This is a genomic window from Aquimarina sediminis (assembly GCF_002895435.1).
GTDB lineage: Bacteria > Bacteroidota > Bacteroidia > Flavobacteriales > Flavobacteriaceae > Aquimarina > Aquimarina sediminis.
In genome coordinates this window covers 213,978-236,622 of record NZ_POYJ01000004.1, presented here as the reverse complement: position 1 = coordinate 236,622, position 22,645 = coordinate 213,978, and the positions used below count along the sequence as shown (strand labels likewise).

Below are 22,645 nucleotides of genomic sequence, written 5' to 3'. Positions count from 1 at the left end.
GGTAAGATACTCACAAATTATCAGTAATACCTATTTTTAAATCTTATCAATATAGTCAAACTCCAAGATGCCGAGGCGTATCTCTGGTAATGATTTTTTATAAAAGAAATCAATGATCTGATTTTCAAGGTATGAATTAATTTTTTGTATTTTTTTTTCTTCAATCATTGTAAAAACATTCATTGCTTCGACTTTCTTAAATTCTTTAATGAGTTCATCTGGTTTTTTGATGGCATTCATGCCTTTGTACTTCTCAATTTTTTTCTTCATCCACCTATGACTAGCTAATTTTATTTGGCTATCTTTTAAATCTTTACTCAAGAGAGTAATCTTTTCATTGTTATATTGATCTTCTTTTTTTGCTCGATCTAATACAATTTTGGCGCGTGTAAGTTGCCTTTCAAATTTAAAATCAAGACGACGCATATCATGTTTTAGGTTTAGAATCACTTCATAGAGAGCATTGTCATATATGGTTAAAAAATCTTCATATGCGTATAAAGCATCAAGAAATACAATTGCCCGTTTTTTATAAATTTTTGGTATGGGTTGACTTTTTACTTCTTTGAAAAGAGACGTAAGTACAATTTGCTTTTCTTCAGGAATGTTTATAAACCAGGAATTATTCTTTAAAGCTCTCAGTTTTGCCGTTATTTCAAGTCTTGTTCCTTTATATGTTTCTGATTTATAACTGAATTTATATGTATTTGGGTTAGAACCTCTTTTTCGTTGAGCATTACCTTGGTACATAATTAGAAGTATAATAATGAATGTTGAAAGTTTCATACCATGTGTGATTAGTAATGCCCTTTTATTTACTTTAATACTATAGTAAACTAAAATTAACGTAATATACGACCAGATTGGTATATGTTATACAATAGATTGTAGAATTTTATCTATTAAGGGTTTGGTTATAAATGCTTACCAAGTACTGTGCAACTTTTTTGATCGATTTACAAAGTTTATTAATTATGTAGGTTGAAGATAGGTGTTTTTTCTATTTGAGAAAAGTGAAGAGTTGGGATAAAATAGATTAGAATACATTTTTTAAAGAAATCTATATGGTAAATAGAAACATCAAGTCATAGTATAAATGTATTCATTTTTTATAGAGACCGGTTGATATAACTCCCCAAGCCAACCGGTCTGCTATAAAAAACGCAATTATCCAAAAAACGACAAGTATTTTGATTTTTGGAGCCCCTAATTATTTCTTTTTGATCCTTTATTGATCTTGTGTATCTGCCTCTTATCTTTCATATAGTCAAACCAGTTGTTAATCATTAGAATAACTAAGATTATTAATATTACAACCTGAACTATAATGAATATCACCATTCTTGTCTTTTTATAAAAGCATGAAGTTTTTATTCACACCTCTTTGTATAGTTTTGACACATAAAAACGTGAAAAGTCACTTTAAATTTCATGTTTCTTCGAAGTTTGGCCCTACTCTTGTGTGTAAACAAAACGATATGAGAATGTTGAGTGTAAATAGTTTTTTGTGTTTTATATAGTATAGTTCATCTTTTTTTTTACCAATTAAGTTATATGGTATTAATATTCACTTTTTTAATCAATGATTTCTATTTTTCTATTTGTTATTAACTTAATAGGGTAGACAACTCTATTACCTTCATTGTTTTCTATTATCATGCTAATGCTATCAATAGAAAGGATAACCCCCTCGAACTCTTCAATTCTGATTTTTTGCCCTATTCTAAAATTCTTTTTTGAATAAAAACCTAGTAAAATTCGATAGACGATATCTCTTGACCCTAATCCCAGTGCAATGGTAAAGGTGGCAAGAAAAGCCCCTAGAATAAGAGAAAGGTTGTTGGTAATAATATTTGTATTTATACCTGCTTGATTTAAAGCAGTAATCGAAACAATAGCTACTATGACAAAAAATAAAATGGTACTTATGAGTTTGGATCCACTAAGGTCAAAAGATTTTAGCATTGTATAAACTGACTTTCTTATCAAAGAGGCTAAGTATAACCCTAACCCCAAAATCATAATAGAACTAAAAATTCTGGGTAAATAATCGATCAATCTTCCTGCTTCATTAGAAACTATGGTCAGCCCAAACATATCAGATCCAATAATAACCAATACAAGTATTAAAAACCACTTTATAAATGAAAGAATTATTTTGGTGGGCTCAATCGGAGTATTAGAATTAAACAACATACCGTTGTTACTAATCTTTAAAATCAAGCTATCAATTTTGGTTAATTTGAGAGACTTTTTTATAAGGAAAAGAATCAGTTTAATAATTAACCATCCAACTAAAATAAACAAAATTGCACCAATGATATTAGGTACAATTTCAGAAAGTTCATTAAAGACATTTTCAATCAATTTAAAATTTAAAGTTTTTCCCATAAGATTTTAAAGATTAAAGTTTAATTTTTATTAGGTGATTTTATTAGTTTTAAAAACTCTTCGATGGAGTCGGGGTATTTTACAGTAAATAGATCAGCTAGGTCTAAGGATAATTTTATCATTTCGATATCCTCAAACACTTTTTTCTTAATAGAAGTAGGTAATTCTTTGCTTTGAGTGATTTTTTTAAATGGATTATTCATTTTTATAGGGGTATTTATTACAATGTTTTATAAGTACTGACTAATCGAGACTTAGCACGATTTAATCTCATTTTGACAGCGCTATCACCTATGTTTAGAGCTTCTTTAATTTCTTTTATGGATAAATCATCCTGATATTTCATCATCAAAATGATTTTATCCTTTGGTTCTATTTTTTTTAAAGCAATAGCTAATTTTTTGGATTTTAATTCCATAAAATCCTCATCATCTATTTCTTCTGAGATATAATCAACAACATCATTTGTTACTACGATTTTTTCTTTTTTCTTACTTTGGATCCTTTGCACATAGTTGACACAAAAATTATATGTAAATGAATATAGCCAAGTAGAAAATTTAGAATTCCCTTTAAAGGTTTTTAGTTTGGCGAATAGCAAAACAAAAATATCATGTGTTAAATCTTGTGCTTCTTCATTTGATTTTACAAAACTTAAACACTTGTTATATACTATTTTGGCATATCTGTCATAAAGAATAGCATATAGCTTAGTATCGTTACTTTGTGCTATCTTAAAAACAAGTTCTTTATCCTCTAAATTTCCCTCCGGTTCTGTTTTCCTCAACATGCATTTGTGTTACAAATAATCCCCTTAAATATTTAGACACAGTATGCTTTAAAAAGTCACTTTTTTTTTATTCCACATATGATATTAACAACAAGCTCTTTACGAGAGTAGTTTTGGTTTGATTTTTAAAGCAAAATTGTGATGTTTTAAAAAAACGTTACTTGGGATAAAAACAAGTATTTTGATATGTGGGTATGAAGTTTTATCAAGATTGTTTTTTTAAAAAGTACTATAAGTTAGCTAAAAAAAAATAAATTTTAGGTGAAATTTCCCCTAAATATTCTTGTTAAGTCAAGTATATCAATGAGTTTTGTATTTGTATTGAGTTTTAGTTGGCTTTTTTTTGTTACAAAAATAAAGAACTAAAAGCTTGGTTTTTATGTGATTACCGTACAAATAAGGTGTTTTGTGTGTAAGGAAGATGGGGGGGTGTTGTAAAAAATAAATCTTTAAAAAATGTCCAAAAATTAAAATGGTATTCGTCTTAATTTTAAATAATGGAGTGTAATCCAAAAAAATAAGACGAAATGAAAAATCTATATTTTTTAATTTTTATTCTGGTAGCTGTTTCTTGTAAAGAAAATAAAGGGCTAAAAACAAAGGGAACTAATAAGAATATTGAACTAGTAAGACAATATTTTTTGCATTTTAATAGTCATAATTGGGAGGAAATCGCAGGAATGTATGTTGAAAATGCTGAATTTAGAGACCCCTCCCTCGGGCAAGGGGTTGTTAAACAGTCACGTAAACAGATTATTAAAAAGTATGATGAGTTAAATCAGGTATTCCCTGATATACATGATAGGATAATAAAGATATACCCTTCTGGAAATGAGCATATGATTATTGAGTTTGTATCCACAGGTACTGCTCCTGATGGTTCCAAATTTGAGTTACCGATATGTACTGTATTTACCATTAAAAATGGGAAAATAACTAAGGATTTTACATACTACGATAATTTTTGAAAATGAAAACTAGTAAGGTGTTATTACAGATTGGAGTATAAATGTAGTTCGTAGGTAAATAAACGAATTTTTGGTGCTGTGTGTTTGTTTTTTTAATTAGTATAACTTCTATTAAAGACTTCGTTGAGAATTGTAATAGCATCATCAATCTCTTGTTTTGTTGTGTTTTTACCTACCGAGAATCTAAATGTCCCATTAGCATAATCGAGATCAGATAATGTTGCTTTTAGTACATTGGATAAATTTGCAGTACCAGAGTGACAGGCAGAACCAGATGATAATGCTATCTTGTTTCTAATACTATAGATAATTTCGTTAGCATTGATATTCTTTATGCTTACGTTAAGAGTGTTCGGTAGCGATTTTGAGGGATTTCCATTTATGAGGATATCGATATTTAGAGTATTTAATTTTTCTAATAAATAGTCTCTCATTATTATCATTGTAGAGGTATTATGGTCAAATTCTTCAAATGCAATTTCTGCGGCTTTACCCAGACCTACTATTTGCATTACATTTTCGGTTCCTGGGCGTTTATTATTTTCATGACCAGCTCCATGTATTAGTTTACTTAGTGAGATCCCCTTTTTTGTATATAGGGCTCCGATACCTTTTGGGGCATAAATTTTGTGCCCTGCAATACTTAATAAATCGACACCAAGGTCTTTTACTTTAGTTGGTATTTTACCTACAGATTGTGCAGCATCGGTATGAAAAACTATATCGTGCTTTTTTGCAATTTTTCCTATTTCATGTATAGGTTGAATACTACCGATCTCATTATTAGCATGCATAATGGTAATCAAAATTGTTTCTGGTAAGATAGCTTCTTTTAGTTCTTTTAAGTCAATAATACCATTTTTGTCAACGCTCAGATAAGTTACTTTAAATCCTTGTTTTTCTAGATGTTTACAGACTTCTGATACAGCTGGATGCTCTATAGATGAGGTTATAATGTGATTTCCTTTTGTTTTATGTTGTAATGCTGTTCCTATAATTGCGTAGTTGTTAGATTCTGTTCCTCCACTGGTAAATATAATTTCTTCAGAATTTGCTCCAAGTAGAGTAGCAAGCTGTTTACGAGCAGTTTCAATTGCTTCTTTTGCTTTTACTCCTTGTGCATGTACGCTAGATGGGTTTCCGTAGTGATCAGTTAAAAAAGGAAGCATTGCATCAACAACTCTTGGATCGTTTGGAGTAGAAGCGTTATAATCTAGATAAATAAATGGTGTACTCATTTTATGTCATTCTTATTTTAATGATAATTGATGATACTATTGTTAATATTCCTATAGCGATTATTGTTATATCAACATCAAAAAATTGAGTAATGATTATGGTCAATAATGCTCCAAAGGCGTATCCTAAGTCCCTCCAGAGTCTAAACACGCCAATACTTTGTGCTCTTTGATTTGGAGAGGTAAAACCAGCGATTGCAGATAAAAAGGTAGGGTAAACAATGGCAGTACCCACTCCTAATACTATCGAAAGAAGTATAAATTGTGTAGCAGTAAAAGCCCAGAACATTAATACCAAGGAGATACCTTGTAATACCATTCCTAAGTATAACATCGTTTTTTTATTATAGAGGTCAGATAGTTTACCAGTAATTAGCTGACCAATTCCCCATACAGCTGGGTATATAGCAACAACGATTGCAATATTTTTTAAGCTAAAACCTCTATTTGCAAGAATAATAGGTAGAATCCCCCAAATCATACCATCATTTAGGTTATTGACAAATCCTGCCTGAGATATTGAGCCCAAATTATTGTCTTTCCATGTTGTTTCCCAAAATATATTTTTGAGAAGTTTATTGTTGTTTACTTCATTTTCTGTAGCAACATGCTTTGCCGTATCCTTGATAAAAAACACACTAATTAGGAGTCCAAGTGTCACAAAAACAATACCTTGATAGAAAGGGTAAGGGCGTAATCCGTACTCAGAAGCGATCCATCCAGTAGTAAAAGCAACCAATGCTATAGAGAAATATCCAAAAGATTCATTTAGTCCCATTGCCAAACCTCGATGTTTTTGACCCACAAGATCAATTTTCATAACTACAGTACTGGACCAAGTTAATCCTTGATTGATTCCCAGTAATACATTAGCAAAAATAATCCAGTTCCAATGCTTCGCATAGATCAGTATAAAAGGAATCGGAATGGCAATTATCCAGCCTATAATTAGTAAGTTTTTACGCCCAATTCTATTCGCTAGTACTCCGGTAAAATAATTGGTTATTGCTTTAACTACTCCAAATACTATAATAAATGAAAGTATAACTGATGTGGCGACGATTAAAAACTCTTTTTCTGCTAATTCTGGAAGTATAGTTCGTTCTAATCCTACCATTCCTCCTACAAAGGCATTTACTAATAATAGTAGAGAAAATTGTTTCCAGTTTTCTTTTAGTCCTAATTGTATATTTTTTTCCTTCATTTTTGGGATTTTAAGAAATTGCACATCGGTTAGCGCCCGCTTCTAATTCAATCAAATCAGCTTCTTTTGCTGTCCCTTTTATATTTAATTTTACGATCTCCTCATAATTAGGAGGTGTTTCAGGGATATTTTGTAATAGATTGTCTATAAACTCTTTTTCACTAAGTTGTAGAATTTGAACCTTGTTTTTGATGTCTCCCAGAGTGCCAGAGATTAACTGATCATCAAAAGCAACCGGATTACTAATGTGTCCAGGGTAAATAGCCAATGTATTGTCTAAGGCAAGGAGCTTTTGAAGTGATTGATATAAGAGACTAGATTTTTTTCGTGCCACTTCTGTTGTCGCTTTTAGATCGGGTCTTCCAACACCACTTGTAAACAAAGTATCTCCAGAAAACAGTGCCTGGTTGTCTAAAAGGTAACAGTAGCTCTCGTGAGTGTGACCAGGTGTATGAATTGCTTTTAATGTTGCTTTACCGAACTCAAAAGTTGTATTTTGGTTAATAGCATTGAACGCATAATTAACAATATTTTGATTAGGTAAGAATAGCATTGCATTTTCTTTGTCAGCTAATTGTCTTCCTCTTGAAAAGTGATCGGCATGAATATGAGTGTCAATAATATACTTTATATCCCAATTGTTTTTTGTAGCGATAGTACTATATACTTCGGAAGTCAGAGATGGGTCAATAATAATAACTTCACCGTTATTTTCTAAAATATATGATAAACAACCTTTGCCTGTTCTACGTATCTGAATAATGGTAGTTCCATTATTATCTTTTGTCTGGGCTGTATTCCATGCTTTGGTCCACTCTCTCATACCTCCTTCTAAGGAATATGCTTCTACCCCTTTTTCGCGAAGTTGCTTCATCGCTATCATACTTGTTTTTCCTGCACCACAGACAGTTACTACCGGGATGTCTGGTGAGAATTTATGATCAGAAAATAGATTTTTTGTTCCAGATTTTAGTTGGTGATAGACATCGACAAATTCACTTTCTACTATCTTCCATTCTTCACGTTCTTCTTGTGGTCTTATATCCAAAACACGAATAGGTGTTTTGTTTTCTAATAAAGTTCTAAGCTCATCGACTTTAATCGTTTGGGTGTTTTTTAAACTCATTTTATTGTTTTTTTTAATTAACAGGTAATCCTTTAAGCTTCCATTCTAAAACATCTTCCTGAAGACGAATAGCATTAAATCCCTTTTCTTGAAGCAGTTGGACAGCTTCATCTGCAAAAACACACAATGGACCTCTACAATACACAATTATCTGCTTGTTTTTTGGTAATTGATCCAAATTGTCTTTAAGATCTTCAATAGGTATAGATTGAGCATCTGCTATAGCTTGACGTTTGAATTCTTTTTTTGGTCTAACATCCAAAAAGTAAAGATCTTCAAGATTGTTGTTGGCTATAATTTCATCTGTTTTGATAGAAGTAACATTTGTAAATTTTTCTTTTTTGAAATTTTGCAATGTTGCTTGTACTTCTACATTATTACGAATACTAAAGTTTTGTAAAGCATTCCATAGTGTATACACATTATTATTGGCTAATGAATAAATTACATAATGTCCATTTTTGGTTGTCTTAAGTAATTTTACCTTTTTTAGTACCTGCAAATGCTGTGAGGCATTTGCAATCGACACTCCTATTTCTTCTGCAATTTGCTCTACAGAATAGTTGTCTTGTGAGATCAGATTAATAATTCTCAACCTATATGGGTTTGCTAAGGCTTTTCCCACATTAGCGATTTCTTGATAGATACTGTTTTTAAATTCGTGCTTATCCATTTTATATTCAATTATTCAACAAATATATTGAATAATTGAATAAAGTTGCAATTTTTTTAACTTAAAATTTTGTTTTTTAACTGTTTAACTAAGGAAGTAAACTCTTTTAAACTATATTTTTGACCTGATTTGGATTGGTTTTGCTAGAAAATTGAATTTGAAAATCAGTTAATATGACAATGTTTATCTATAAAACACATCTTGAAGAATAATCAGGATTACTATAGACAGGATAGAACAAAATTTAAATCTTAATAGATAGATTTAAATAAAGTATTTAGGTAGTATATTAAGGTTTTGATTATATAGTAACAGGCATAACAGATACACCTCCAGAAACAATTGTATTATTAATATCAATTCCAGTAAAATGTCCAATGATGTCTGTGTTAGTATTGTTATCTCTAAATAGGTCATACACTTTAAGATAGACAGACACCTTTTGTATTAAAAATATACCAACCAAATCACAATGAAACTCTAGAATTTGTCCTTTGTTTTCGAGAGATAACCTATCATTTTCTACAACGATATTTTCGGTTTCACTTATGATATTGTAGTGATTTTTCTGAATGAGAAAATTAAACTTGTGTTTTTCATCCAAAATATTAAATATCGCTTCATAACTGTTTGGTAGTTTTCCAAAAATACTGGCATATGGGCTTTTGGATGATAATTTTGACAGTTGTTTAGGAATGTGACTTTGAGATATAAAACGCTGTTTTATGAGTTCTTGGGAGAGTATGGGATCAAAATCAAAAGAATTGGCCTCTGACTCCATGTTTTTTTTACTGTCTTTTCTTTCGATAATCATCTTACCCGCAACACTATGGTCGTATTTATCAAAAGATGAATAGGTGCCAATGAGTATTGGGCGCTCATTAAAAGAAGATTTTCCCACATAGAATATAAAATTTGCCCCTTCTATTTTTCCTCTTTTAGTAAAAAATTTGGCATCAAAATGTACAAAATTGTTTTCTTGTTTAATATTTCCGAATAAATTGTAATAAATAGGAATACCCTTACGGTCTTGATATACAAATATTAATTCAAAAGTTTTCCAATTATTATAAATTATAATTTGACCTTTAGTCATTTTTTTATCTTCTCCATAGTAATAGCATACATAATAAAAATCTTCATTAACAGAGTGACCTTGCAGAAGTTGCAATTGTTTTTCTTTTTCATCATTTTTTTTAATTTCTAATGATATAAAGTCGAAAACATCTTTATACCCTAAGTAATTAAAAAATAATGATTTGTATTCTCTACTGATCTTAATAACAGGTTTTCCGGACGAAGCTTCTCTATGTTTGTTATAAAGATATTTTCCATTTACATATCCTTTTAGGATAAGCTCTAAATCATTTTTTAGACTTGGTTTATCCTGATCATAATTTCCAAACCCATACAATTGAGAATCTTTATAGCTCTTGTTAATTTTATGAGATGTTTTAAAATGCTTTATAACCTTGCCTAACAGAGTGTTAAAAACATACTTTGTTAATGGTAAAGTTTCTTTACGATCATTTTCCCAAGTATTTTCCATGTCTTTCCAAAATATTAATTAGGAATTACTAATATATTAATAAAGACATGGAATAAAAAATTAGGAAAATAAGGATCTATACTTTTGAGTAATTGAATCAGTAAAGAAAATCTTAAAATGATGAAAAAATTATTATTATTTATTCTTTTTAGTCCATTTATCTTATTGTCACAAGAAATAACAGTCAATGGTACTATTAGATCCTCTTCTGATATATTAACAGGGGTAAACGTAATTGAGAAAGGAACTACAAACGGAACAACAACAGATTTTGATGGTAATTACTCTATTAAATTAAAGCAAGACGGAAAATTGGTTTTCTCTTTTTTAGGGTATAAAACTCAAGAAATCGAAGTGAACGGTAGGCAAACTATCAATGTCATACTAGAGGAAGACGCTGCTCAATTAGGGGAGATAGTGGTAAAAGGTTTTGGAGGAGTTGTTGGTCAGGCTAGACGTCGAGCAGAATCAATACAATCTATACCAGAAACGGTAGTAACTTTTGTTTCTGAAGCTATTGAAACCAAAGGAATCACCAATGTTCAATCTTTTTCAGACCAAATTCCGAATGTGAATTTTACCACTTCTCAAAATATTGGTAATAATTTTATTACGGTACGAGGGATCTCTCATATCCGAAATGGAGAATCACCAATTGCTTTTGTGATCGATGGGGTTACTTTACCCGATGCAAATTTAATTAATCAAGAATTATTTGATTTAGCACTCATAGAGATTGTAAAAGGACCACAAGGAGCTTTATATGGAAAAAATGCAATAGCAGGAGCTATTAATATAGTAACCAATAAACCAACTAATCGATTTAAAAACAAAGTGGCAGCAGGATATAGTAGCGGTAATTTGTTTAAAACCCAACTATCCTCTACAGGACCCATTATAAAAGATAAGCTATTTTATAGAGTTTCAGGATCGTATAAAAAAGGCGATGGTATCATAGATAACCAAACCTTAAACAAACCCGTTGATTTTATTGAAGATTTAACGGTTCGAGGGCAGCTAAAAGCAAAATTTTCTAATACCGTCTCAGGAACCTTAACAGGGCAATTAATCGATGCAGAAGCCGGTGCAGTATATTATGCATCGCCAATTACAGATGAAACACCAGGAGATAATATTGGGAATGCGGCTCCGGATAGTTTTAATAACTATGCGGTGGTGGGTGATCAATTTGGAGTATCTTCTTTAAAAGGAGCCTATGGTAACTTAAAAATGGATTTTAACTTTGATAAGATCAAACTAGTATCCTCTACTACGTATAACAAAGGAGATAGAAATCATGTAGGAGATTTAGACTTTAGCCCTGCCGATGTACTTCGTCAAATTCAGGATAGTAATTCAAAAACTTTTAACCAGGAGTTAAAATTGAGTTCTACCAATGATATTAGTAAATTGACATGGGATCTTGGAGCTTTTTATCAAAAATCAGATAAGCTTTTGTTTACAAAAGCTACAGCAGATTTTGGTTTTTTTGCACCTCCATTTGCACCAACTGGTATTCAATCTGATTTTGCAACTTCAGACTTTACCAATAGTTATAGTACGTTTGCAGCTTTTGGGTTTTTAGATTATAAAGTATCAAATAGATTTACAGTTTCTTTGGGATTAAGATATGATAATGATGATATTTCACAGGATAATAGAACATTAAATACTAATCCAAGTAAAACAGATTCTCAGTTACAACCAAAAGTTTCACTATCATTAAAAGCTACCCAAAATATGCTCATGTACGCTAATTATGGGAGAGGATATAGGAGTGGAGGGTTTAATCAGGATAATACAGTACGATTTAGTGAAGATTATGAAGCAGAAATTACGGATAACTATGAGATTGGAATAAAAAATAGCTATTGGAATGACCGCTTTGTCTTAAACCTTTCTAGCTATTATATAGATTTTTCAAATCAACAACAATATGCATTAATTATAGGGGGAGATGGAAATATAAGAATTGGAAATTTTAATTTTCCAGAAAGTGAATCTTATGGATTCGAAGCAGATTTGAAATTAAGACCGTCTAAATATTTGGATGTCCTTGCTAGCTATGGTGTAAGTAAATCCAAAATAAATAGAGGAACATCAACAGTAAGTACAGGGGCTAATGAAGCCTTTGATGTAGCCGGAAATAATACACCACTTATTCCACAAGATAGTTATACTCTTGGTCTAGAGTCTAATTTTGATATTTCAAAGAAAATATCTTTCAACGGCAATATAACTATGAAAGGTACTGGTAAGATTTATTGGCATGAAGATAATAAAGCAGTATCATCCTCATATAATTTATTGAATGCTAGAATAGGGTTTACACTATACAACAATATATCATTAAATGTATGGGGTAATAACATATTGGATGAAGATTATATAACAGAATTTTTTGGACAAACTTTCTCAAACGGAGGAACAGATTTAGCCTGGAAAGGAAACCCAGCAACTTATGGATTGGATTTATCCTATAAATTCTAATCTGTTTTAAAAAAGCATATTTTTCATTAAATATATTTGAATTAGTTTTTAAGTCAGCACTAAAGCTACTAATCATACCTAGTTAGTAGCTTTTTTAACCAAGTAACATAAAAAAATAATAAGATATGAGAGTAGCAACTGATATAGGTGGCACTTTTACAGATCTGGTATGCCTAGAAATTGATAAAGAATCAGGCAAACCCATAGGAGTAAATGTCGCTAAATCTGATACAACGCCATCTAATTTTGAACAAGGTATTTTGGATACCATAGAAAAGGCAAAAATAGATTTAAATCAAATCAATTTTTTTGCACATGGAACAACAGTAGTAATTAATGCGCTTACAGAGCGTAAAGGAGCAAAAACAGCATTAATCACGACCAAAGGATTTAGAGATGTTTTAGAAATCGCCAGATGCAATCGTCCAGATTTATTCAATTTCAATTTTGTTAAACAGCCACCTTTTGTTCCTCGATATTTAAGATTCGAAGTGGAGGAAAGAATGAATTACAAAGGTCAGGTGATAAAAGAGCTAAATACAAGTACATTAAACTCGATCATCGCAGCATGTAAACAAGAGAATGTTCGGTCTATAGCCATATGCTTGTTACATGCATATAAAAATCCAAGGCACGAAATATTGCTAGTTGATGAGTTATCAAGATTATTTCCAGAAGTAGAAATAATAGCTTCATTTCAAGTAACGCGCGAATGGAGAGAATATGAAAGAACAAGTTCTACAGCATTATCGGGGTATGTACTTCCAATTGCAAAGAAGTATCTTAATAATCTAGAAGAAAAATTAAAGGAAAAAGGATTGAAAAACGCCCCCTATATTATGCAATCTAATGGAGGGATTACTTCAATAAATGATGTAAAGGATAATCCTATAACCATGGTAGAATCTGGACCTGCAAGTGGAGTATTTGGAGCTATTGCATTAGGAAAAGTAATTAATAGAAAGGATTTAATTGTTTTAGATATAGGAGGAACCACAGCCAAATGCGCACTGGTAGAAAATGGTCAGGTAAAAATTACTACAAACTACAAAATAGAACATTCAAGGATAGAAGCGGGATATCCCATTCAAACACCAGTAATTGATATTGTTGAAATAGGAAATGGAGGAGGAAGCATAGCCTGGATTGATGAAGGAGGTAAACTACATGTAGGTCCCAAAAGTGCCGGAGCAATGCCTGGTCCTGCTGCTTATGGACGAGGCGGTAAAAATTTGACGACAACAGATGCCAATATTTTGACAGGAAGAATTCATCCAGATTATTTTTTAGGAGGAGAATTACAACCTGATTATTCAAGTATTGAAGAAGCTTCAAAACCTTTATGCAAGTCATTAAAAGGAACAAAAGAAGATATTGCCAAAGGCATTCTTCGTATAGCTAATGCTAATATGATAAATGCTCTAAAACTCATCTCTGTAAATAAAGGATATGATCCAAGAGATTTTGCAATGGTAGTTATTGGAGGAGGAGGAGCCATGCATGGAGCAGATTTGGCAAGAGAACTTCAAATATCTGAGCTTATCATTCCTCCTCATGCCGGTGTGTTTTCAGCATTCGGTATGTTAATGTCAGACATACGAAGAGATTATATTAGAACTAACGTGTTGACTCTAGTACAAAAGCAAAGACATAATATTCAATCGGTATTTGCTGAAATGGAAAACGAGGCACTAAATAATTTCAAAATAGATGGCTATACCCGAGAAAATATAACATTTACTTATTATACCGATTTACGTTATGCAGGGCAAGAACATTATGTAAAAGTCCTTCTGTCAGATTTCGATAACGATACACCCTTAGAAGCCATTATCGAGTATTTCCATAAAGAACATAAAAAGCAATATTCCTTTGAATTGGATACTACAGTAGAATTAGTCAATTTTCATTTGGTCGCAGAAGTTGAGGTCGATAAACCCGATTTTCCAAAGATGAAAAATACTGGTAAAGCAATTGAAGATGCAATATTTGACAATAAAGAAGTGGATTTTGATGATTTAGGTATTCATAATACTCCTTTCTACCATAGAGATTTGTTAGAACCTAAGATGACCATTCAAGGACCCGCCATTATTTCAGAAAAAGCAACTACCACTGTAGTTACACCCATGCATGTAGTACATATAGACGAATATGGAAATCTAATTTTAACATTACAAAAAGCATAGTTATGGAAAAATTCACATTAGAAATAATTCAGGATGCGCTAGTGGCAGCAGGAGATGAGATGTTTAAAACCTTAGAACGCACCAGTATGAGTCCTATTATTTATGAATCACTGGATTATGCAGTAGGGATAACAGATACTAAAGGAGAATTGCTAGCTCAAGGTAATGGGGTAACAGCATTTTTGGCTGCTTTGGATTCTGTGGTTAGAGCAACATTAGAAAAATATAATGAAACCACCTCGCTAAAAGAAGGAGATGTGATCATTGCCAATACACCCTATGCTGGTGGAGGTACTCACTTATCAGATGTTTCTATTGTATATCCTGTTTTTTACGATAAAAAGCTAGTTGCTTTTACTGTGAATAAAGCCCATTGGACAGAGCTTGGAGGGACATTTCCTGGCTCGGTTTCGACAGTTGCCACAGAAATTTATCAAGAAGGTTTGCATTTCCCATTTATCAAAATAAAATCTGAAGGAGTGTTTAATGAAGCTGTTATCGATATGATAAAGGCTAATGTACGGTTACCAGATAGTACTCTGGGTGATTTGTATGCCGGAATTGCAGCTGCAGAGGTGGGATCCAAACGTGTAATTTCAATTATTGAGAAATATGGATTAGAAACATACAAGAAAGCAAAAAATGATTTTTTGGCGTATGGAGAGCGCATGTGTATTGAAGCCTTAAAAGAAATTCCGAATGGAGTGTATGAAGGTGAAACCTCTATCGAAGATAATGGTTTTGGAGAAGGTCCTTTTCCTATAAAAGCAAAAGTAACTGTTACCGACACAGAATTTATAGCCGATTTTAATGGCTCACACCCACAGGTAAAAGGAGCTACCAATTTAGCTTTTAGCGGGTTGGTTACTGGTTGCAGAAGCTTGTTTAAAGCAATTACTACGCCCCGTATGGATGCAAATGGAGGAGCATTTAGACCGATGAAAGTACTTTGTGAACCAGGAACTATTGTAAGTGCAGAAGCCCCTTCGGCAGTTTCTGTTTATTATGAGGTACTCATTACCTCCATTGATCTGCTATGGAAAATATTGGCACCAATTATCCCTGATAAACTACCGGCAGGTCATTTACGATCAGTATGTGCTACGTTTATTTCGGGAACTCATCCTGATACCAATCAATTCTATATTCAGGCAGAGCCACTTGCAGGGGGGTGGGGAGCCTCTGCGACTCACGATGGCAATCGAGGTCAGCTGTCTTGCGGTAGTGGCGAATCCTATAACATTCCAATAGAAATCAGAGAAATGCGATATGGTATACAGGTAGAACAATATGCATTTCATAATGAAGGGGGCGGCTATGGAGAATTTCAAGGAGGTAATGGACAGTATTTAGATTATAAGATCATATCAGATGGAGCTCATGTGACCGCAGCATTTCTTGGAGAAAAAACAAAAACATGGGGTATGAATAAGGGACATGATGGTTCCTATAACTATTTTATGATTATCAGGAAAAATGGTACCAAAGAACGACATAGTCTTGGAACAAATATTTATTTAGAGAAAGGAGATATTGTAAGATGTGTTACTGCTACTGGAGGAGGCTATGGTAATCCAAATGATAGACCTAAAGAACAGGTATTATCAGATGTAAAAAATGGATATATCACTAAAAAAGAAGCACAGGAATTTTATCACATAAAAAAATGAAGAACACACAAAAAATAATGTATCTAAATCCAATAGGATTCGATAGCTACGATTCTTTTTTTGCAAATATGATACGTGAAAACAAATTCTCCAATACAGAGGTTCATGTAGTATCACTAAATGCAGCTGTTGGTTTAATGGATAATTTAGAATATAGAACATATAATTCATTAATAGCTACAGAACTAATAAAGGCAACTAGGCAAGCATCCTTAGAAGAGTTTGATGCTTTGATTATAGGCTGTTTCTATGACCCTTTTTTATTAGAAGCTCGAGAAATTTCTGGAGATATGGTCGTAGTAGGTCCCTGCCACTCTTCTATAGAGATTGCATTAAGATTATCTAATAAATTCTCTGTCATAATAGGACAAAAAAAATGGGAACATGAAATGCATACTGCTATAAATGAGTATGGTTATAGTGAACATTTAGCATCTTTTAGGAGTGTTGGCATGACAGTCTCTCAATTTCAGGAAGATCATAAATTAACAGAGCAAAAACTGATTGAAGCTACTCAATTAGCTATAGAAAAGGATGGGGCAGAATCTATAATACTAGGGTGTACTTTAGAGTTTGGGTTCTATGAAAAAATTCAGAATATGTTGCGTATCCCAGTGATAGATCCTTCAATCGCAGCATTAAAACAAGCCGAACAAGCGGCAATTTTGAAAAACAAATATAGTTGGAAACCATCAAGAAAATGGAGCTGTCAGGCACCTTCAGAACAAGACATAAAACGGTTTCAATTATTTGACAAAGAGTTTGAGTTTGGAAACAGGTTAATTATTAGCGAGTGACTATGAATATTTTGGATGTAACATACCCGTCTGGAAAGAAGAAAGATTATTTAAAAGAACTATTTATTCATAGAGAAGAAAGTTTTGATCTTCAGTTTGGAACTGTTTTCCTAAAAAAAGGCACCCGAATACCAGAAGAAGGATTTACACATCATGATCAAAAGAAAATTGTATTGCTGGTAGATGGTAAAATAAAAATTTTACTCGAAGAGAACCTCAGTATGGATAGATATTTACATGCAGGGCAATTGTTTATAGTAGACTACTTTGAAGGTCATGGAGGGATCGTAATCGAGGACGCCAAATTAGTTTTTGTGCTATTTGGTAAAAAAAATAACGAATTATGAAATTAAAAAAGATTACCTATCCTAAAATAAAAGAACATTATAATAATGAATTGTTATCCCATACAAATAAAGGAATAACCACCACGCTGGGCACAGTTTTTCTAAAAAAGGGCACTCGAATACCAGAAGAAGGATTTTCCTGTCATCCATTTAATGAGGTATCTATTATTACCAAAGGTTGCATTGAAATGCTAAATAAAGACGGAAGCGTTTTGGCATATTTAAAAACGGGAACAGCTATCTATATAAATGCGTTAGAACCTCAAGCCGGAAATGTACTTGAAGACACCAAGTTAATATATGTTTTAAATCAAAAAAGTGAAGAATGAAAGCTATACGATTTCATAAAACAGGAGGTCTAGAAGTGTTACAGTTCGATGATATAGATATTCAAAAACCTAAGGAAAGTGAAGTGCTGTTTAAAGTTAATGCCTTTGCACTTAATCAGGCAGATATTCTGTTCATTAATGGGATGCATTATACACAGCCCAATTTCCCTTCACGTATTGGTTCTGAAGCAACAGGAAAAGTTATTGAAGTTGGTGATAAAGTCACAAAGTTTAAAAAAGGTGATAAAGTAACATCCATACCATTTTATACTCGAGAATATGGAGTTCAAGGTGAGTATGCTACTGTACCTGAACAGTATTTAACCAACGTGCCAAATAGTTATACTGTTGAGGAAGCTACGTCTTTTTGGATGCAATATCTAACAGCATACTACGCACTATTTAAATTAGGGAAAGTAAAAAAAGGAGATTATGTTTTTATTCCTGCAACATCAGGAACTGCTGGGCAAGGAGCGTTAAAAATAGCAAAAGATGCAGGAGCTATTGTTATAGGATCAACAAGGACTCAGAGGAAAAAAGAATGTATACAAAACCTAGGAGCAGATGTTGTTATTGTTACAAAAGAAGAAAATACGTTAGAAAAATTAAAGGAAATAACTGGTCATAAGGGAATAAAGTTTGTTTTTGACCCTATAGGAAGTACAGAGTTCAATCAGCAGTATATGGATGCTCTTTCTTTTGGAGGATCCGCTGCTATTTACGGTTTATTAAGTGGAGAGTTCCCAACTTTTCCATTGCTAGACTTGGTGCGAAAAAATACAAACCTCTATGCATATTCTATGTTCAATCATGTAATGAATAAAAATCAATTACAAGAAGGGGTGAGTTATGTATTAGAAAGAATACAAAAAGGAAAATTAAAACCATTAGTTGATAACGTTTTTGATTTTAAAGATACTGTAGAAGCATATAAATATATGCTCTCTAACAAACAAATGGGAAAAATAGTAGTAAGAATTGATCATTAATTATGGATAAAAATCAAAATACAACAAAATGGTTTAGTCTTGCAGGAGTTTGGTTTGGTGGCATAGTAAGTGTACCTGCTTTACTCGTTGGAAGCACATTGATAGCGTCTCTTTCTTTAAACAAATCTCTTTGGGCAGGTTTGATAGGGTTTAGCTTTGTAGTGTTTTTTATGTCTTTGTTAAGTATTGCCGCAGTAGACAAAAGAAAAACTACAGTATCATTAGCATCAAGTAGTTTTGGGGATAATGGTGCCAAAATAATAGTAGGATTGGTCATTGGATTATCTACTTTAGGATGGTTTGGGATTCAAAGTAATATTGCCGGGGCTTCTTTTTCCAAAATAGTGATCGAAATGAATGGTCCCGAGATTCCTGTATGGATATCTTCGGTTTTTTGGGGAGTGATTATGGTTCTTACTGCAGTATTTGGGTTTAAGTATTTAAAATGGCTTAATTACTTGGCAGTTCCAGCTATCATTTTATTGCTGACATATGGATTGGTCGTTACTTTTAAAACTCATAGTTTGTCTGATGTTTTAAATTTTTCTCCTAAGGAGGAAATGCCCTTATTACAAGCCATAGGTTTTACCATTGGTTTTATATCTGTAGGTGGAGTAATAGCACCAGATTACAATCGCTTTGCAGAAACAAAAAAAGATGCCATTTTGGGATCTATTTTGGGAATTATTCCTTCAGCTTTAAGCTTGTTGGCAATAGGGGCAATATTTGCTATCACGCAGGGAACTTATGATATTGTTGAGATATTTTCGACTTTAGGATTTCCTTTTTTCGCCATGTCTATCCTTATTCTGGCTACATGGACCTCTAATGTGATGAATGTATATTCTTCGGGTTTGGCATTTAACGGTCTATTAAAACTTGAAGATGATTTTCGATCCAAAACAACATTGGTCGTAGGACTCATAGGTATTCTATTAGCTGCTATAGGAGTACTGTCTCATTTTATGAATTTTATTACAATATTAACCATAACTATTACACCGATCGCAGGAGTAATGATTTCAGATTATTACCTATCCAAAACCTATACAGAAGATGTGAAAAAGGTAAATTGGAAAGGAGTAATTTCTTGGATGATTGGTGTGATACTAATGTTAACAATGACTTCTCAAATTAAAAACATATTGGGAATCGTCATTTCGGCGATTACTTATTATATACTTCAAAAACTAACGGATAATGAGAAAAATAAACAATAAAGATATTGAATATATTGCCATGGGATCTACCGTTTTAGGAACGGGAGGAGGTGGCGATCCATACATAGGAAAATTACTGGCAAAAGAAGCAATTAATAAATATGGAGAGGTAGATCTGATACATGCTGATGAGCTAAATGATGGTGCACTGATCGTACCTATTGCCGCATTTGGAGCACCAATGATTTTGGTAGAGAAATTGTTCTCTGGAGATGAGTTTCTGAAAGCGTTTGAAATGATGGAAAATTACCTCGGAAGAAAAATTGATGCTGTGATGCCAGCAGAAGCAGGGGGGCTTAATGGAGTAATTCCTTTTTCAATAGCTGCTCAAAAACAAATCCCACTAGTTGATGCTGATGGTATGGGTAGGGCATTTCCAAGATTAGAAATGGTAACATTTACACTACATAATATCCCTGTATCTCCAATTACTCAAGCAGATGAAAAAGGAAACAAAAATGTATACCATACTATTGATAATACTTGGGGAGAAACACTTGTTGGAGCCACTGCTATTCAAATGGGAGGGAGTTGTGCTATTGGTTGTTATCCTATGAGCGGTAAACAGGTGAAAAAAGCCGCAGTTCACGGGATTGTATCATATGCCCAGACTCTTGGAGAAGCAATTCTGAATGCAAAAGCAGTAAATCAAAACCCGTTGGACTCTTTAATCAAAAAAGCATCAGCTATCAAATTGTTTACAGGAAAAGTAAGCAATATAAAGATTAAAACAGAAGGAAGGTGGAATAAGGGGCTCTGTGAGATTATGGGATTAGAGGATGATCAAGGTTCTCAAATGGAATTGGATTTTCAAAACGAGTTTTTAATGGCTAAAAAAGATGGGAAGCCTGTAGCAATTACTCCAGATCTCATCGTACTTATTGATGCAGAAAACGCACAACCTATTACTGCAGAAACTATTCAGTATGGGACTAGAGTAGTAGTCCTGGGGATGAAAGCAGATAGGCAATGGCGAACACCACAAGGGATCGAATTAGGAGGACCTCAAAAGTTTGGATATCAAGAAAAATATATTCCAGTTGAAGAATTAAATAAAAAGGCACAAAATGTACTATAAAATAGGAGTAGATGTTGGGGGGACAAATACAGATGCAGTATTGGTATCCCATGATAATAAAATACTATCAAAAACAAAACAAACCACTACACTAGATATTGGTAGTGGTATTGCACATGCTATCGAGAAGGTTATTGCAGAAGACAATATTGAGAAAGAAAAAATTAGATATATAATGTTGGGGACTACCCATTGTACTAACGCACTTGTAGAACGCAAAGAATTAAATAAAGTTGGAGCTATTCGGATAGGGTTACCTGCCAGTAGTGCAATACCAACAATGGCAGATTTTCCTGACGACCTAAAAGAGCTTTTGGGGAAACAGATATACATGGTGCATGGAGGTTATGAATTTGATGGAAGATTAATTAGCCCTTTAAAAGAAGATGAGGTTAAAGAGTGTCTTCTTAAAATGAAGGGAGAAGTTGAATCTTTGGCAATTACCGGTGTTTTTTCTAAAACGCTACCAGATCAAGAGCTGCAAGTAGCCAGTTGGGCTAGAGAAATACTTGGCGATAGAATAAGAATAAGTTGTTCTCACCAGGTAGGAGGGTTAGGGCTATTAGAACGTGAAAATGCTACTATCCTAAATGCAGCTTTACAAGGAGTTGCAACAAAAATGGTGAATGCGTTCAAAAAAACCGTGAACGATTTAGGTCTGTCATCCCAATTATTTATAGGGCAAAATGATGGCACACTTATGTCTCTAAAGCATGTGCAAGACTTTCCTGTACTTACTATTTCTTCTGGACCAACCAATAGTATAAGAGGAGCAGGAGCATTATCAAAGGTTGATAATGGGATTGTGATTGATGTAGGAGGAACAACTTCTGATGGCGGTGTATTGATAAATTATTTTCCAAGAGAAAGCACACAAGCGGCTCAAATCGGAGGTGTACTTACTAATTTTAGAATGCCAGATGTTGTAGCTGTTGGTATTGGAGGAGGAACGATTGTTAGATTTGAAAAAGGAGAATGTGTATTAGGTCCTGATTCAGTAGGATATATGTTGAAAGAAAAGGCTATTTCCTTTAATGGAAATATAATAACACTTTCTGATTTTTTTATAGCTGAAAACCAATTGATAATAGAGGGAACAAGAGGTTGTGAGGAGATTAAAAATAAGATTTTCCAAATGGTAGGTATTCCTTACTCAGTTATATTAGAAAAGGTAAGAAATACAATTCAATTGAAAATCGAAAAATTAGTAGATAAATTAAAAACAGATGCCAAAGATATTCCTGTTGTAGCTTGTGGTGGCGGTGCTTTTTTGCTACCCAGAGAGATAACAGGAGCTTCAGAGGTTATTTTTACTGAGCATATGGAAGTAGCAAATGCTTATGGAGCATGTATTGCTCAAATTAGTAGTGAAGAAGAACTATTGATAAATACACTACAAAAAGATGAAAAACAAGCGCTCCAGGAATTACTATCCAACACAAAAAAACAATTGTTAGATAATGGAGCTTCAGAAAATAGTATTCATATTTTGACAAAAGAATCAATTCCCTTGGCATATCTTCCAGGTACTGTAAAATTGAAAGTGAAGCTTTGTGGAGATTTGATTGTTTAAATGATATCAGTCTTATTTTAGCTT

General features: G+C 32.9%; 20 protein-coding genes. 11 read left to right on the top strand and 9 right to left on the bottom strand.

Annotated features, from left to right (window positions below):
• Positions 1 to 36 precede the first annotated feature (36 nt).
• The 4 genes from C1X07_RS11845 to C1X07_RS11830 all read right to left on the bottom strand — a co-directional run bounded on the left by C1X07_RS11845 (position 37) and on the right by C1X07_RS11830 (position 3,181).
• Entirely contained in the window at positions 37 to 786 is a 750-nt protein-coding gene (locus tag C1X07_RS11845) for a hypothetical protein (protein ID WP_103070228.1), read from the bottom strand.
• 789 nt (positions 787 to 1,575) lie between these two features.
• Positions 1,576 to 2,391 carry a mechanosensitive ion channel family protein gene (locus C1X07_RS11840; protein WP_103070227.1) on the bottom strand — a complete coding sequence of 272 codons (816 nt, stop codon included), beginning with the start codon at positions 2,389 to 2,391 and terminating at the stop codon, positions 1,576 to 1,578.
• Positions 2,392 to 2,411: 20 nt separating this feature from the next.
• A complete protein-coding gene (locus C1X07_RS11835; protein WP_103070226.1) occupies positions 2,412 to 2,594 on the bottom strand; it encodes a hypothetical protein in 183 nt (60 codons plus the stop codon).
• Positions 2,595 to 2,611: 17 nt separating this feature from the next.
• Positions 2,612 to 3,181, bottom strand: coding sequence for an RNA polymerase sigma factor (locus C1X07_RS11830; protein ID WP_103070225.1), 570 nt, complete (start codon positions 3,179 to 3,181; stop codon positions 2,612 to 2,614).
• A gap of 527 nt (positions 3,182 to 3,708) precedes the next feature.
• Here C1X07_RS11830 and C1X07_RS11825 point away from each other — a divergent pair.
• Entirely contained in the window at positions 3,709 to 4,149 is a 441-nt protein-coding gene (locus C1X07_RS11825; protein WP_103070224.1) for a nuclear transport factor 2 family protein, read from the top strand.
• Positions 4,150 to 4,241: 92 nt separating this feature from the next.
• Here the strand turns inward: C1X07_RS11825 and C1X07_RS11820 are convergent, their stop codons facing one another.
• From C1X07_RS11820 to C1X07_RS11800, 5 genes are all read right to left on the bottom strand, one after another.
• Positions 4,242 to 5,387, bottom strand: coding sequence for a cysteine desulfurase family protein (locus tag C1X07_RS11820; protein WP_103070223.1), 1,146 nt, complete (start codon positions 5,385 to 5,387; stop codon positions 4,242 to 4,244).
• 1 nt (position 5,388) lies between these two features.
• Positions 5,389 to 6,591, bottom strand: a complete 1,203-nt coding sequence (locus tag C1X07_RS11815; protein WP_103070360.1) for an MFS transporter — start codon at positions 6,589 to 6,591, stop codon at positions 5,389 to 5,391.
• Positions 6,592 to 6,601: 10 nt separating this feature from the next.
• A complete protein-coding gene (locus tag C1X07_RS11810; RefSeq protein WP_103070222.1) occupies positions 6,602 to 7,717 on the bottom strand; it encodes an MBL fold metallo-hydrolase in 1,116 nt (371 codons plus the stop codon).
• A gap of 13 nt (positions 7,718 to 7,730) precedes the next feature.
• Entirely contained in the window at positions 7,731 to 8,390 is a 660-nt protein-coding gene (locus C1X07_RS11805) for an ArsR/SmtB family transcription factor (protein WP_103070221.1), read from the bottom strand.
• A gap of 301 nt (positions 8,391 to 8,691) precedes the next feature.
• On the bottom strand, positions 8,692 to 9,939 hold the full coding sequence (locus C1X07_RS11800) for a hypothetical protein (RefSeq protein WP_103070220.1): 1,248 nt from the start codon (positions 9,937 to 9,939) through the stop codon (positions 8,692 to 8,694).
• A 117-nt stretch (positions 9,940 to 10,056) separates the two neighbouring features.
• Here C1X07_RS11800 and C1X07_RS11795 point away from each other — a divergent pair, with 117 nt between their 5' ends.
• The 10 genes from C1X07_RS11795 to C1X07_RS11750 all read left to right on the top strand — a co-directional run bounded on the left by C1X07_RS11795 (position 10,057) and on the right by C1X07_RS11750 (position 22,621).
• Positions 10,057 to 12,429 (top strand): TonB-dependent receptor, encoded by a 2,373-nt coding sequence (locus C1X07_RS11795; RefSeq protein WP_103070219.1) that lies wholly within the window; start codon positions 10,057 to 10,059, stop codon positions 12,427 to 12,429.
• Positions 12,430 to 12,554: 125 nt separating this feature from the next.
• Positions 12,555 to 14,618, top strand: a complete 2,064-nt coding sequence (locus tag C1X07_RS11790; RefSeq protein WP_103070218.1) for a hydantoinase/oxoprolinase family protein — start codon at positions 12,555 to 12,557, stop codon at positions 14,616 to 14,618.
• Between the two features lie 2 nt (positions 14,619 to 14,620).
• On the top strand, positions 14,621 to 16,288 hold the full coding sequence (locus tag C1X07_RS11785; RefSeq protein WP_206604233.1) for a hydantoinase B/oxoprolinase family protein: 1,668 nt from the start codon (positions 14,621 to 14,623) through the stop codon (positions 16,286 to 16,288).
• A complete protein-coding gene (locus C1X07_RS11780) occupies positions 16,285 to 17,085 on the top strand; it encodes an aspartate/glutamate racemase family protein (protein ID WP_103070216.1) in 801 nt (266 codons plus the stop codon). The genes C1X07_RS11785 and C1X07_RS11780 overlap by 4 nt, the downstream gene beginning before the upstream one ends.
• Before the next feature lie 2 nt (positions 17,086 to 17,087).
• Positions 17,088 to 17,432, top strand: a complete 345-nt coding sequence (locus tag C1X07_RS11775; protein WP_103070215.1) for a hypothetical protein — start codon at positions 17,088 to 17,090, stop codon at positions 17,430 to 17,432.
• A complete protein-coding gene (locus C1X07_RS11770; RefSeq protein WP_103070214.1) occupies positions 17,429 to 17,761 on the top strand; it encodes a hypothetical protein in 333 nt (110 codons plus the stop codon). Before C1X07_RS11775 ends, C1X07_RS11770 begins: the two co-directional genes overlap by 4 nt.
• Positions 17,758 to 18,750 (top strand): zinc-dependent alcohol dehydrogenase family protein, encoded by a 993-nt coding sequence (locus C1X07_RS11765; RefSeq protein ID WP_103070213.1) that lies wholly within the window; start codon positions 17,758 to 17,760, stop codon positions 18,748 to 18,750. Before C1X07_RS11770 ends, C1X07_RS11765 begins: the two co-directional genes overlap by 4 nt.
• Positions 18,751 to 18,752: 2 nt before the next feature.
• Positions 18,753 to 19,970, top strand: coding sequence for a cytosine permease (locus C1X07_RS11760; protein ID WP_103070212.1), 1,218 nt, complete (start codon positions 18,753 to 18,755; stop codon positions 19,968 to 19,970).
• Complete coding sequence (locus C1X07_RS11755) at positions 19,951 to 21,048, top strand: DUF917 domain-containing protein (protein ID WP_103070211.1); 1,098 nt, start codon at positions 19,951 to 19,953, stop codon at positions 21,046 to 21,048. The genes C1X07_RS11760 and C1X07_RS11755 overlap by 20 nt, the downstream gene beginning before the upstream one ends.
• Entirely contained in the window at positions 21,038 to 22,621 is a 1,584-nt protein-coding gene (locus C1X07_RS11750) for a hydantoinase/oxoprolinase N-terminal domain-containing protein (protein ID WP_103070210.1), read from the top strand. The genes C1X07_RS11755 and C1X07_RS11750 overlap by 11 nt, the downstream gene beginning before the upstream one ends.
• The last annotated feature ends 24 nt before the right edge of the window (positions 22,622 to 22,645 follow it).